The organism is Methylobacter sp. (genome assembly GCF_023227905.1).
GTDB lineage: Bacteria > Pseudomonadota > Gammaproteobacteria > Methylococcales > Methylomonadaceae > Methylobacter_A.
In genome coordinates, this window is sequence record NZ_JALOCF010000011.1 from 42623 (window position 1) to 56445 (window position 13823).

The 13823-nt window shown below is 48.0% G+C and carries 10 protein-coding genes; 7 read left to right on the forward strand and 3 right to left on the reverse strand.

What is annotated here, in order from left to right:
- The first annotated feature begins 10 nt into the window (after positions 1-10).
- Positions 11-1072, forward strand: coding sequence for a pyridoxal-phosphate dependent enzyme (locus M0R47_RS06605; RefSeq protein ID WP_292552098.1), 1062 nt, complete (start codon positions 11-13; stop codon positions 1070-1072).
- Between the two features lie 172 nt (positions 1073-1244).
- Positions 1245-2612, forward strand: coding sequence for an FAD-dependent oxidoreductase (locus M0R47_RS06610; protein ID WP_292552101.1), 1368 nt, complete (start codon positions 1245-1247; stop codon positions 2610-2612).
- A 744-nt stretch (positions 2613-3356) separates the two neighbouring features.
- Here the strand turns inward: M0R47_RS06610 and M0R47_RS06615 are convergent.
- From M0R47_RS06615 to M0R47_RS06625, 3 genes are read right to left on the reverse strand one after another with little or no spacing between them, the layout of a single operon-like run.
- Positions 3357-4541 (reverse strand): glycosyltransferase, encoded by a 1185-nt coding sequence (locus M0R47_RS06615; protein WP_292552104.1) that lies wholly within the window; start codon positions 4539-4541, stop codon positions 3357-3359.
- On the reverse strand, positions 4538-5557 hold the full coding sequence (locus M0R47_RS06620) for a WecB/TagA/CpsF family glycosyltransferase (protein WP_292552107.1): 1020 nt from the start codon (positions 5555-5557) through the stop codon (positions 4538-4540). Before M0R47_RS06620 ends, M0R47_RS06615 begins: the two co-directional genes overlap by 4 nt.
- Entirely contained in the window at positions 5554-5997 is a 444-nt protein-coding gene (locus tag M0R47_RS06625) for a transposase (protein WP_292552110.1), read from the reverse strand. Before M0R47_RS06625 ends, M0R47_RS06620 begins: the two co-directional genes overlap by 4 nt.
- Before the next feature lie 664 nt (positions 5998-6661).
- Between M0R47_RS06625 and M0R47_RS06630 the strand changes: the two genes are divergently transcribed.
- The 5 genes from M0R47_RS06630 to M0R47_RS06650 all read left to right on the forward strand — a co-directional run bounded on the left by M0R47_RS06630 (position 6662) and on the right by M0R47_RS06650 (position 13679).
- Complete coding sequence (locus M0R47_RS06630; protein ID WP_292552111.1) at positions 6662-7870, forward strand: glycosyltransferase family 4 protein; 1209 nt, start codon at positions 6662-6664, stop codon at positions 7868-7870.
- Positions 7871-8017: 147 nt separating this feature from the next.
- Complete coding sequence (locus tag M0R47_RS06635) at positions 8018-9580, forward strand: glycosyltransferase (protein WP_292552114.1); 1563 nt, start codon at positions 8018-8020, stop codon at positions 9578-9580.
- Between the two features lie 390 nt (positions 9581-9970).
- Positions 9971-10897: a glycosyltransferase gene (locus tag M0R47_RS06640; protein ID WP_292552118.1), complete on the forward strand. Its 927-nt coding sequence runs from the start codon at positions 9971-9973 to the stop codon at positions 10895-10897.
- A gap of 313 nt (positions 10898-11210) precedes the next feature.
- Entirely contained in the window at positions 11211-12011 is an 801-nt protein-coding gene (locus M0R47_RS06645; RefSeq protein WP_292552122.1) for a glycosyltransferase, read from the forward strand.
- Positions 12012-12464: 453 nt separating this feature from the next.
- Positions 12465-13679, forward strand: a complete 1215-nt coding sequence (locus M0R47_RS06650; protein ID WP_292552125.1) for a glycosyltransferase family 4 protein — start codon at positions 12465-12467, stop codon at positions 13677-13679.
- The last annotated feature ends 144 nt before the right edge of the window (positions 13680-13823 follow it).

Below are 13823 nucleotides of genomic sequence, written 5' to 3' on the forward strand. Positions count from 1 at the left end.
GCTGATTGTCATGAATACCCACCAACATCTTGACCGAAGCGTCGTTATCGAACGTGTTGCCGCTCAAATACCCCGGCACACTCTCGCTCATTATCCAACCCCGCTGATGCGGGCGAATCGATTGACGGAATCGCTTGGAAATACTGAACTCTGGTTTAAGCGTGACGACCTGATCAGCTTCGGTTTGGGCGGCAATAAAATACGCGGTTTGGAAGTGATGCTGGCCGAGGCCTTGGCGCTGAACGCCGATTGTCTGGTAACCGGCGCGGGCGTGCAGTCCAATCATGTACGGGCGACAGCGGCAACCGCGGCTCATGCAGGACTGCGTTGTACGGCGGTTTATTGGGGGAAGCCGCCTGCGGCGATGGACGGAAATTATCGCCTCACCAGCATGTTGAATGCCCAATTCCATTTTACCGGTGACGATGACAGGGCGTCGGTCGATACCCATATTCACAGGGTTGCGGCTAAATTGCGTGAACAGGGTCATAGGCCTTATGAAATCCCACGCGGAGGAGCCTGCGCCATGGGCGTTTTGGGACATGTGCTGGCTGTCTTCGAGCTTTATCAACAATGTCTGAGTCAAGGTGTAGAACCCGATGCGATCATACTGGCAGTGGGGTCCGGCGGAACCTATGCGGGCTGGCTGCTGGGCATCAGGCTGTTGAATCTGCCCTGGAAAATGCTCTGTTACACCGTCAGCCGAGAGCCGGAACAGGTCAGCTTGCAAGTTGCCGATTTGGCTACACAAGCCGCAGCCTTGTTGAAACTGGATTGGACGTTTTGCGCCGAAGATGCGCCTGTCTTTGGCGGGTTTATTGGACAAGGTTACGGTATCCCGAGCCTGGAAGCCGCCGAAGCGATCAAACAAATCGGTCGCAGCGAAGGTATTTTGCTCGATCCTGTCTATACCGGTAAAGCCATGGCCGGATTCCTGTACGGGCTGCAAAACAAACAGTTTGAACAACACAAAAAAATAATTTTTGTGCATACCGGCGGCGAACCGGCATTTTTTGCCGGGAATGGTGATTGGTTGAATTCCAGTCCAACTGAAACTGTGAAATTAAGCTAAAAACATTTTTCACCACGAAGACACGAAGAGCACGAAGTTTTATGTTTTCTTCGTGTCCTCGGCAATTGCTCCTGCATTGCTCTACCTCCTGTATCCGTACAGTCGTTCGTGTCTTCGTGGTGAATTCTTTAATTTTTTCAGCTTCAACAGTAATTGAACAACAGGGGAATATATGAGAATCATCGTCATAGGCGGTGTCGCAGCAGGCACAAAATCAGCCGCAAAAGCGCATCGGGTCGATCCGAATAATGAAATCATCCTTTACCAGGATGAATCCGAAGTGTCCTACTCCGCTTGCGGACTGCCTTATGTCATCAGCGGTGTCATTGCCGATGAACGGAAAGTCATCATCAGGCAGCCTGAAGATTTTGCCAAGGACGGTATCCAGGTTTTTATACGGCACCGCGTGCTTGGCATCGATACCGGCAAACAACAGCTCAGCGTAAGGAATCTGCAAGATAATACGGATTTTATCGTCAGCTATGATCGACTGATTATTGCGACCGGCGCTCGTCCGATAGTACCGAGTATTGAAGGCATAACGCTGGAAGGTGTGTTGACCTTGCGCAATATTACTGACTTGGCTCGATTCAAAGCATTGTTACCGACAGTGCTGCCGGAAAAGGCAGTCATCATAGGGGCCGGTTATATTGGCTTGGAACTGGCCGAGACTTTTCATGAGCTCAATATAAAAACCACCATCATCGAAAAAGCGCCCCGTATTTTGCCGAAATTCGATCCGGAAATGGCTCAACTCGTACATGAGCATTTGCTGGAAAACCAGGTTGAAATAATACTGGGCGACGGTCTAGCCAAACTTGACGGCAACAATGGCCGGATAACTTTCGTGGAGACGGAATGCGGGAAAACAGTGCCTGCCGACCTCGTTGTCATCGCCATTGGCGTGAAACCTAATGTGGAACTGGCTAAAGAGGCCAACATTGACCTCGGAAACACCGGAGCCATTGCGGTTGATTCAAAAATGGCAACCAACATACCGGGCGTTTATGCCGCCGGCGATTGTTGCGAAACAATCAACCGAATCACAGGCGCAACAGCATGGATGCCTTTGGGCGACATCGCCAATTTACAAGGCCGTGTTGCAGGGGAAAACGTGGCTGGTGGAAATGCTCATTTCCCCGGCGTTTTTGGAACCGCAATATTCAAGACCTTTAAATTGACAGTCGCAATGACCGGCTTATCCGAGCAATCCGCACTGGAATCGGGGTTTGATCCCATTTCGATTGTAACGGAAGGCAGTGACCGGGCTAGGTACTATCCTGGCAGACAAGGTTTTTCGTTAAAATTGATAGCCGACCTGAAAAATGGCAGGCTGTTGGGCGCTCAGGCGATTGGTCTTGAGGGTGTTGATAAAATGATCGATATTGCCGCTACCGCATTACTGGGTAATCTGACTTGCTCTGATCTTGAAAACGCCGATCTTGCTTACTCGCCACCTTTCAGTCCGGTGCTATCGCCGATCATCGTGGCAGCCGGCGCTTTAAACAGTAAATTGAGCAAATTACGTTTGAATGGCTAGATTCTTTCCTCTTTACTCAAAAGAATAGCCTGCGTTTTTACATAACTCGGGCATTCATAAGTGGTGGAACTGATCCAAGCTCTGGCCGATAGTCTATTAGAGTTGGTTATAAGTTCGTTTTGCGGTTTTGTGTAACAGGGCTTTTAGTTTGGCCCAACCCTATTCAATCGGATCCAGGTCAGAACTATATGGCCGCAGGGCTTTCATCGTCGCGCCTATGGGCTCCACAGATGACCATATCGCCCGGTCTTAACGTGGCAGTCTCAACTGCGAGCGTAAATAGTCTTGGAAGCGTCTCCATTCATGGCCAGATTCAAGTACCAAGGAGCAGTGAGTTGATCCATCCGCAAACCAGCATGAGAGAGTCGACGTCTGCCAATGCTCCGCAGAAAGTATATCCACTGCTTGATAAGATTCTCATCCATGCGATGCCAGCCAAGCAATTAAATGATTTCTGCATATCATCGATGATTGCCTCATTTTAAATAATGGTCTCATTAACTTCGCTCAGAATACTAACTATATCTCCAGGTATCGGATGGTATATAGTTTCTTCTTATCTTAACGAGCGTCTGTTATTCGGCACTAATCAGTCAATCAAGAGACGCCGGCCTGGGTCGAACTGAGACAGTCAATGTCTGATGCAGTTTAGTGTAGCCACATTATCACGCTTCGGTAATCTGCACCGGGCAGCCGTAGCCCTTGTAGAACAAAGCCAATAGGCTTGAGCTATAGTAAAAATGATCAATTTGAACCTGACAGCAATTCCCGGACAAATTGATTGTATGCAGCAAGGTAGGGCTCACGACCAAAACTTGATCGTATAGTCCCCTGATTTTCTTTTAACCACTGTCGGTAGTTTTGTTGGTTTTTAAGAAGATCTTCCAACCCTTGTGTAATACTTTCCACCGAGCTGGGATCAACTCCAACCTTGGCCGGCATCCAATCTACAAAGCCATCTATGCCTGTCCCCCTGGAATAAAGAATGGGAATCGCGCAGAGCAATGCTTCCACGTAAACCATGCCAAAAGTTTCGTTGTGGCTTGGTAGCGTCAAGCCGGCGTAACGAGGCAGCCTCTGTAACAGCTCGGAGTTGCCAAGCGGACCGATGAGTCTGACATGGCCCTGTAAGCCCAAGCTGGCAATTAGCGTGGTTACTTCCGCAATGACCTGTACGCTGCCACGTCCGATAATATCCAGCTTGGCATTCGGAAAGCGCTTTAAAGCACGACTGAAAGCGGGTAGTAAACGATTCAGGCCTTTCTTCCGAAAGATGTTGATATTCAGCACAGCCACGAGATGATCATAATCGAATTTGTCTGAATACCCCGTTTCGTTTTCGCTCACAAAATTTGGCAAGAATGCCTGCTTGTCAACCGGAATATCAAAATACCGGCTGAGGATAGGCTGGAACCAAGCCGATACATATAAGACGCGCACGGCATCCTCAATCACTTGCTGGATCAATCTCTTGTAGTGCGGCTTGAAACGCAAAATTTTTGACTCGGCCTCACCGCGCACTGACACGATCAGGGGAATCTTTAACCAGCGCGCTAGCCACCGACCCGTCAAGCCTTCAAAAGTAAGTTTGTGTGCATGAATCAAATCAACCTTGATTCGTTGTTGCGTCAACACTCTGCGGACACGAAAAGCCACAATCAGCATGGACAGCGCCAATAACACGCCACAGGGCAATCCCCAATAACGCATGGAAAGAACCCGATGATCACCTTGGCCATCGCCTTTAATAATGTTGCATCTGAGCGGATTGGCAACGCGATTTAGCGAGACGACGAAATAATCCAGTTCGTGGTTAGCGGTTACAAAAGTTCGTATTGCTTGTGTCGTTTCCGCACAGTTCGCATCCGGGTAATCGGCAGAGATATGGAGTATTCTTGGCTTTCCCGTTTCAGGGTTAGCGCAGCTCATGCCGACTCTCTCCAAGCAGCCAAGAGAAACGTCAGGTTGCCGATCAGATATCGCCGCCACATCCGCCTCGGCTCAATTGCCAAACGATAAACCCATTCACAGCGCAAACGGCGAACCCACCTTGGCGCCCGATTGACTCTTCCCGCCAGAAAGTCGAATAGCCCCCCGACGCCGATACACAATTTTGCCCCCGTACTCGCTCCGTATTGATGTATCCAGAACTCTTGCAAGGGATTTCCCATTCCTACCAGTAGAACGTCAGGACGCGTTTCACGGATGCGCTCGCAAATTGAATGATGTTGTGTCGAACTGAAGTAGCCATGATTGAAGCCGAGCCATTCATGCTGCGGAAACCGTTGCCGGCATTGTTCAAAGCAGGCTTTGGCAACATCAGAAGGCGCCCCAAGCAGGAATACCCTTAGCTTGACGCGCGACTCGGCGAGATAGCGAGGTATAAAATCTGTACCGTTCAAATTTTCGCTAAACTTCCGGCGATATTTCAACTGGCTTGCGATGCTGATACCTATGCCATCGTTCAAGACCAAAACATTACGTAACAGCACATGGTAGTTATCATTGGCTCGGGCGAGGTTTATGGTGTTGGCATTAGCAATCGCAACTTGCAAAAACCGCCCTTGTTTTACAGTCTCGTCAAAAAGCTTGATGACCTGAGCGCCGGAACGCGTGTCGAATTTGACTCCCTGCAGCAGCCGATAATCGTTTCCCAGAGGTTCGCAATAAGGCTCTAGAAATTTTTCCGGCGTTCCGGACCATCCATAGCGGTTAACCGTCGCTATTGCTTGCTCTCGTAAATCCAGAAAATTAGCGTGACAGGATTCTGAGTAGCTGTATTGCTGATTCAGTACCGTGGCGTAGATCGCACGGGGCTTAGTCCGGGTTTGCGCGGAATGCTCGCCCAGTCCCGGCACTGCGCAGGCGGGGTCTTGCTGGACGCTGGCTAGGGGCGCCTCCTTTAGTAATATATTCGCGTGCTGGCGCTCTGCCAATGAGGTCATTCGGCCTTGCTCCTTAAAAGTGCGCGGTAATTTTTTTGCGATACCGGCAGTGCAGCGGCTTCGGCCAGAACTCTTTCCTTGCGTTCCAGCGTATGCTCAAGGCGTTGGTTTTCGTTTTCGGCTTTCAGGATAGGTAAGGCCTGCGCCTCTTCACGGCTTAAGCTTGCGCCGCCAGACCGGCAAAAATCCGCCTGCCGCTGCGCCAATTGATGATAGAACAGGCTGTGTTTCCGGCACCGGGCTTGCGACGCTTCGCCCAACAATCCATGATGAGTATGAAGCGCATCCGAGCGCTGTTCATGCCCTCGATCCGGGGGACATTTCGCTGTTCGCGGCGTTCGGTTTTCATTTACGGGTAAAAGCTTTTCCATCCAATTCTTTACGCTAAATATGATGATGTTCAATTTGTCCGTGATGGCCTGAACCTGTCTGGCTGCCATGATAAGAGGCTTTTACCGGCACTTGCTATTTGAAGTCGTCTTTATCTGTTGGTTTTTATGTTCATCCCAACACTTATTTATGCTGAAAATTTGAGGCGACAACTATCCTGACACATACAGCATTACCATCAATAGGTAGTATTGCTTAGGTATTTGCACCATCTTTAATGTTGAGTATAAATAAGGAACAATAGTCCCTAAACAAGTACATGACAGGGTAATCAAGCTGCTAACTAGAGTGTTGCGTGGTAACGCTGAGGCTGAATCCTTATCGACTTTGAATGGCCGTCATTTCAGTCAACAAAAATTCAAGAACAAGAACAATTAGCTAAAAGACAACGTGGAGGAATGCGTCACCGGAGAATGTAACAACAGCGTAAAGTGGCTAACTGAAAAGGTTTTAAAGCAATCTTAAGATGATTAAAAATTGTTGAAAAATAGGGTCATGCCAAACGCAAAACCTTACCGGCACGCAACGTGTCGAATGAAATACTCAGTTTGAACGCATAGCAGAATGATAACCCTGATTAAAAAGCGGAAGGTCATGCTGTGATAAGTATTAATAGCAAGAAAAAAGAGCTTATTGGCAATCTATTTCGGGATAAGAAAATGTATATAAAAAACTATGATGCGAATCGGGATGAATCAGCAGAGGAGCAGTGCCATGTCTTCGCCAGTTAGAGTGTTGTTGCTTGTCGAAAATAATTCATATCCTTTTGATTTCCGGGTACGCAGGGAGGCGCTGGCATTGCTTGAGGCCGGGTACCAGGTGTCGGTCATTGCACCCAGAGGCACGGCTCAACCGTGGACAGAAGAAATTGAAGGCATCAGTGTTTATCGCTTTCCAGCACCTCCTGGAGGCGTAGGCGTACTCAGCTATGCTTTTGAGTTTGGCTATGCCACCTCGGCTATGTTGCTGTTAACCGCATGGGTCGCGGTAAGCAAAGGCGTTGACGTCATCCATGCGGCGAATCCCCCTGATACACTTAGTGTCATCGGCGCAATATTCAAGTTGTTTGGGAAGCGCTTTGTGTTTGACCAACACGACCTTGCGCCAGAAACGTATCTTTCTCGCTTTGAGCAACCGCGCGAAAACCTCATTTATAAAATTTTATGCGTTATGGAGCGCTTTTCGTACGCAGCGGCTGACGCAGTTATCGTTACCAATGAATCCTACAAGCAAGTAGCCATCAAACGGGGGAGCAAGGATCCTGACAAGGTGTTTATCGTCCGGAATGGACCGCCTCTTTCCTATCAACCGCTGGAGCCTGTTCCTGATTTGGTTGGGCGCGCAAATTATCTGATTGGATATATTGGCACTATCGGGCCGCAGGACGGAGTGGATTACTGGCTGCGGGCTATACGCGAGATGGTATTTACCTTGGGACGGCGCGATTTTCTGGCCGTCATCATCGGAAGTGGAGATGCCTTGGCTGGCGTGCAAGCCTTAGCCAAGGAGTTGGAAATCGAGGATTACGTGCTGTTTACCGGCCGGCTTTCCGAGCTCGAATCACGCAAGTACCTTTCAGCGGTTGATGTATGCGTGCAACCGGACCCGTTAAGTCCGTTGAATGACAAATCCACAATGAATAAGCTTATGGAATATATGGCCTTAGCAAAACCGACGGTAGCGTTCGACTTGGTCGAAACCCGCTTTTCCGCTCAGGATGCAGCCGTTTACGTAAAGCCAAATGACGAAGCAGAGTTTGCGGAACGAGTTAGCTGGTTATTGGACAATCCGGACGAACGCAAAAAAATGGGCGAGATTGGCCGTCATCGGGTAGCCGGCGCACTGGCATGGGAATACTCGGTGCCCGAACTGCTTCGTGCGTATGAAGACGGTTTAGGATTTCGCTCAATGGTGCTTGCTTGACTGAGACGAGACATGATTGTTTACGTCATTTTTTAATGAGGGTCTTTAATGAGAGTTTTATCGATCGCAATACCGCAGTGTGATCCTTCTGTGACCCTGCAATCCAATAATAATGCTTATGAATGGTTCGTGAGGAAGATTCAGGCAATGGACCAGCAGAAAGAAGCGGATCTTGTTCTTCGAGCGGTAGAAAGAGCTGCGTGGTTCGCAGGAAATTTTCACTCGGGACGATTCAGTGACGGAGCAGTTGAGAACTTGGCATTTAATATTGGGAAAGATCTGGATGCGCATGCTGTCGAATTAAAGGGGGAACCGCTATCGATCGATCGCAAGGATGGCCGCCGCCGGGTTTTGCATGTGGCGCCAATGCTTGCGATGGGTGGACACAGGCAGCTTTTATACCACTGGATATGCAATGACCGGACCTCGTGTCACTCATTAATGCTACTAGACCACGTGGGGGATGTGCCCCAAAGATTTAATGACGCAGTTCGAGACAGTGGCGGCAGCTTGGTAACATTGCCGCCGAAAGCGCATCTTTGCCAAAAAGCGCGTTCACTGAGAGAAATGGCAAGGAATAACGCAGACTTGGTAGTCTGGCACCTGATTGGATCCGATGTGGCTCCTGTCGCCGCATTCGCGACGCATGAAGGGCCGCCGGTAGTATTGATAGACCATGGCGACCACTTATTCTGGCTTGGCAGTTCAGTGGCAGATTTAGTGGTCAACTTGCGAACGGCAGGAGCCGAACTTGCAGCAGAGCGGAGATTTGCTTCTTGCACCACAGTTATGCCTATTCCGCTGCTGGATCCTAAGGCCGGGATATCGCGGATTGAGGCCAGGCGAGCTCTGGGAATAGCAGAAGATCAGGTTATGCTGTTAAGTGTCGGTCGGGCGGAAAAGTATCGTCCATACGGTTCCTATGATTTCGTGTCGACCGCTAACAAGATCCTTGATCTTCACCCGAATACCCATCTTTACGTGGTAGGCGAATCGGCAGCTGCGATTGCTCCCTTCCTGCATTGCAAGATACATGACCGTCTGCATTTCATGGGAAGTATCGAGGACCCTTCGATATATCGTACGGCCGCAGATATATATTTGGAGAGCTTTCCGTTTGGATCGCAGACGGCACTGCTGGAAGCAGCGTTGAGTGGTCTTCCGGTAGTACCCGCATACGCGCCGTTGTTTCCCTTGTTGGTAGCCAACGATGATGCGTTGACGGATATTCTCCAGAATCCAAAAAACGAGCAGGAGTTCATAAAACGTGTGGAATTGTTGATTTGTGAGCCCGAGCAAAGGCTGGCGCTCGGGGACGCGCTGCGGAAGCGGCTGTTGGCGGAACATGAAGGTAAAGGCTGGTTGGAGCGTTTGGCCGCCTTATATGAGAAAGCGGAATCCCTAACGCACAATCCCCGGATAATTCCTGCGTCGTCGTGCAAGATGACGAACATGGATATCAATTTGAGCCAATGGCATGTGATGACCGGTAGGCCGCATTCGTCGGTTAGCCCAGATGATGTCATTAGGGCCGGGTTATACCATGCGGCGTTTGTAGCAAAGATAGTGGGTGATTACGCAACAGCACGACGGCATGCTTGGAATGCCGTGCAGCGTGACACCTTTGTATGGGCATCATGGCGTCTTCTCGGGGTCGCAATGGTGGGCAAAATGGGGCTGTTTTTTCGGCAATTGCTTAGTCATGCCTAGGCGGGAGAATTTGCCGTAACAGCGTGCACTCATGGAACATGGGTAGAATATTTTGATTAATCCGGTTTGTTATAGCAGGAGTCTGGCTTTTGGATGGGGCAGGATTTTAGACCGGTTCCGCGAGCGGATTATGCCCTCTTGCAATGGGTCGAAAACGCATTATTAATTCCGCTAGAGATTTTGTTTTAGGCAGAAAGAAACTCAAGTACATAGGGAATTTGAAGTTAGTTAATAAATACGGCCCTTGCGATGAGTTGAAATCTATCTGTAACGACCGTTGTTGAGTCTTATCTTCGTGTATTGTCGAAATATGCTCCTGCCGGTTGCTTTTCATATGGCGATTTTCAGTCAATGCTAATTGACGCAATAGTTTTTTAATTAGGTAAGTAAATGAATCCAATAATCTATGCCAAAACCGCGGTCATTACTCGCACTAAAAATCGACCTATATTCCTGAAACGGGCCATTGAAAGTGTTCTCTCGCAGGCGGAGAGAGACTTTGTGCATGTGATTGTGAATGATGGCGGGGATAGGGAGCCGGTGGATTCGTTGCTGGAAGGTTTTAAAGACCGTTATGAAAACCGGCTGTTATTAATTCATAACGAAAAATCGTTGGGAATGGAGGCTGCATCTAATGTTGGAATCAGATCCTCAGATAGCATGTATGTGGTCATTCATGATGATGATGATAGCTGGCATCCGAATTTTCTTGGAAAAATGACAAGCTACCTTGAAAGCAATGATGTAATCAGAAATCTGGGTGGTGTGGTTTGTTATACCACCGAGATCAGCGAACAAATTACTGATGACCAAATCAAGGAAGTGGCTCGCCGGTCGATTGCTTCGTGGATTAAGGATATTAGTCTTTGGCGCATGTGCGCAGATAATTACTTTGCGCCAATTTCATTCCTTTATAAGCGGGAAGTTTATGACAAGATTGGCGGACTGTATCGTGAAGATATTCCGGTACAAGGGGATTGGGAGTTTAACTTGCGTTTTATGCAGCAATATGAAATAGGTTTGCTTAAAGAGCATCTTGCTTTTTACTACATACGCATTAGTAATGACAAGTCTGGAGAGGCTTATAGTAATTCTGTTAACAACATGGAAAAACACAGTTTTTATAAAACTTACTTACGCAATGAATTTCTTCGAAAAGAACTGGCCGAAGGTAAGCTTGGGGTAGGGTATATGATGAACGTTAATCCGATTATCTTGCGAGTTGACCGGGCAGCCCATGGTCTAATCCGGATTTGGGAAAAACTTAAATATCCGTTTGTATTTTTGAAGGCTTTACGGTTGAAGGCTCTGACCTAAATTGTTCGTTCTATTTAATTACAGAAATTAAGTTGCAACACTTAGGCGGCTGTTTTTAGGTCGTAGACAGTAAAACCCTGCTGTTTGCTCAGCAAGATACAAACGTTGGAATTGACAGAACTACTGCCGCTACATTGGCTCGCAGTCGATATGCAGATAACAACGTATAACATTTGATTCTTCGCCCGCTGATCCGGCGGCTTACAGAATATAAATTTAGCGAATGAAACATAACAAGAAAAAGAATTTCGTGAACACGGTAGCGTCGTGGCACTCATTCCCTAACTAAAAACTTATCAGAAAGGAGAAAATTGTGAGTGACAAAAATTTTACCTTTGCCGTTGCAGTAAATAACCTAGAGACTCTTCAAAAAAATCTCTATCGGTCACCTGAGTTTTTAAAGGATCACAAGCACCAGGTGATAATCAAACAAAATTACTTATCTGCTTCTTTAGCCTATAACAGCGCCATCGATGAAGCGGAAAACGAAATTGTAATATTTATTCATCAAGACGTTTATCTGCCGGAAACCTGGTTTTCAGATATAAACCGATGCCTATCCTATTTAGAGGAAAGGCAAGTTAACTGGGGTGTCCTGGGATGTTTCGGGTCGAGGAGAGATGCTGACGGGGGATTGGGAAGAGTGTACACCACGGGACTGGGTTTGCATGGCACAGAAATAAATGAACCGGAACCGGTCGAAACCTTGGATGAAATTATTCTAATAATTAGAAAGTCATCAGGGCTAAGATTCGACCCGCTTCTCCCGCATTTCCACCTTTATGGAACCGATTTATGCCTGTCGGCAAAAAATAAAGGAATGACTAATTTTGCGTTTCAAGGCTTTTGCATTCATAACACTAACCAGTTGTTGAGTTTGCCTGGAGAGTTCTATGCCTGCTACCGCTATGTAAAAAGAAAATGGGCAAAATTCCTACCCATATACACATCTTGCCTCAGGATCTCATACCTTGACAAAGCCCTATACCGAAAGAGGGCTCGTGAACTTTTTAAGAAAATAGCAGGAAAAGAGGGCATGCCCTTGCTGAGGGTTGATGACCCTAGGACGGTTCTTGGAGAAAAGGCATTTCTACAAATTCCAGGTTCGAACTGAGTAGCGGGCTATGAAGCGTAACCTCCAACTCGATGTTCTTCGCGGCATCGCCATTCTGCTGGTGATAGGCGCACACCAGCCTATTGATAATGATGCTGTGTGTTGGATTGGCTGGCCATGTCTGGCATGACAATGGGGCTGTCGGCGTCTCTCTGTTCTTAGCACTATCCGGCTATTTGATCGAAGGGCTGATACTCGATGAAATCCGCAATCATGGATTATTTGACGTAAGACGCTTTAAGAGTGGCTGTAACGAGAGTTGTCCATTGCTAAAAAATATTTTGAGCTAGGATGGCATAAGGGCGAACAAATTTGTGGAAAATGCTAACTAGCTGTCAACCGCAGAAGACCTCTGCATTTGGCGATGTGTTCTCTACTGTAAAGTTCATAACCTTCGAGTTAAAAACGTTTTAGTAAAATCTTGATTCCTTTTAAATGTAACAGGAAGAACTAATGAGTCGACAATCTCAAAGCATACGCGTTTTATACAGTTTTCCGCATAAGTTAGGAGCAGATAGAATCTGCACGACCGCCTGGTATCAAGTGAATGGTCTAGTGCAAGAAGGAGCGGAAGTTCTAGTTTGCCCCGGTGCGCTAAGCAGACCTTTGCCAGAAGGCGTAACGATTAAGCCAACGCTTGCTTGGGGAAAATTACGTATCCCATACAAAATTCTTGGCAGCATGCGAGCTTTTTCGCTGCACGACTATATCGTCTCTCAACGGCTGGAAAAGCTGGCCGGGCAAATAGACATAGTGCACGTTTGGCCGTTAGGCGCATTAAGGACATTAAAAACAGCAGCCCGCCTTGGCATTCCCACCGTCCTTGAAAGACCTAATGCGCACACCCGGCTTGCCTATGAAGTCGTGCAGAAGGAATGCGAACGGTTGGGAATAGTCTTGCCGCCAGATCATGAGCATTCGTATAAACAGGACGTGCTCAACAAGGAAGAGGCTGAATACGAGTTAGCGACTCGGTTGCTATGTCCGTCTGACTTCGTAGCCCGCAGCTTTCTGGAGAACGGATTCGCTCGTGAGAAGCTCGCGCGGCATCAGTATGGTTTCGACGAGCAGGTTTATTACCCCGATCCAGAGCCGCGTGAGGATAAAGCCGGTTTGACGATGTTATTCGTCGGTGGCTGCGCGCCAAGAAAGGGTGTTCACTACGCGTTGGAAGCATGGTTGAAATCCACAGCATGTCACGAGGGAAAGTTCATGATCGCCGGCGGATTTGTGCCGGGATATGCTGAAAAGCTTGCTTCGATGCTATCTCATCCGAGTGTCCATGTTTTAGGGCATCGAACTGACGTGCCCGAGCTTATGCGGCAGAGCGACATATTAGTTCTGTCAAGCCTTGAAGAGGGAAGCGCTCTTGTGACTTCAGAAGCGCGAGGTAGCGGATGTGTCTTGTTGGTGTCGGAGGCGGCCGGTGCGATTTGTGAGCATATGGAAAATGCACTGGTGCATCGCGTCGGCGATGTCTCTACGCTTACCCAACACATTAACCTCTTGCAAGAGGACCGCAAACTCTTGCAGAGGTTGCGGGCGGACAGTCTCCGTCGCGTGCCTGAAATTACCTGGAATGCGGCCGGAGCGAGATTGCTGGAAGCTTATCGTGAAACTATTGCCACGTATGAGCCTGTAAAACGGAGTTCTGATGTGGTTGACTAGAAGATAACGTCCTGTCATTGCCGCCATGGTCAATATAAAGGTTTGCACTTTATATCTTCCAAGAGACCGGAATGGGTATTCCCTTCTAGTCGATTCTTTACTTATGTATCCGAAAATTCTCTGAGAGAATCATGACACCCTCTC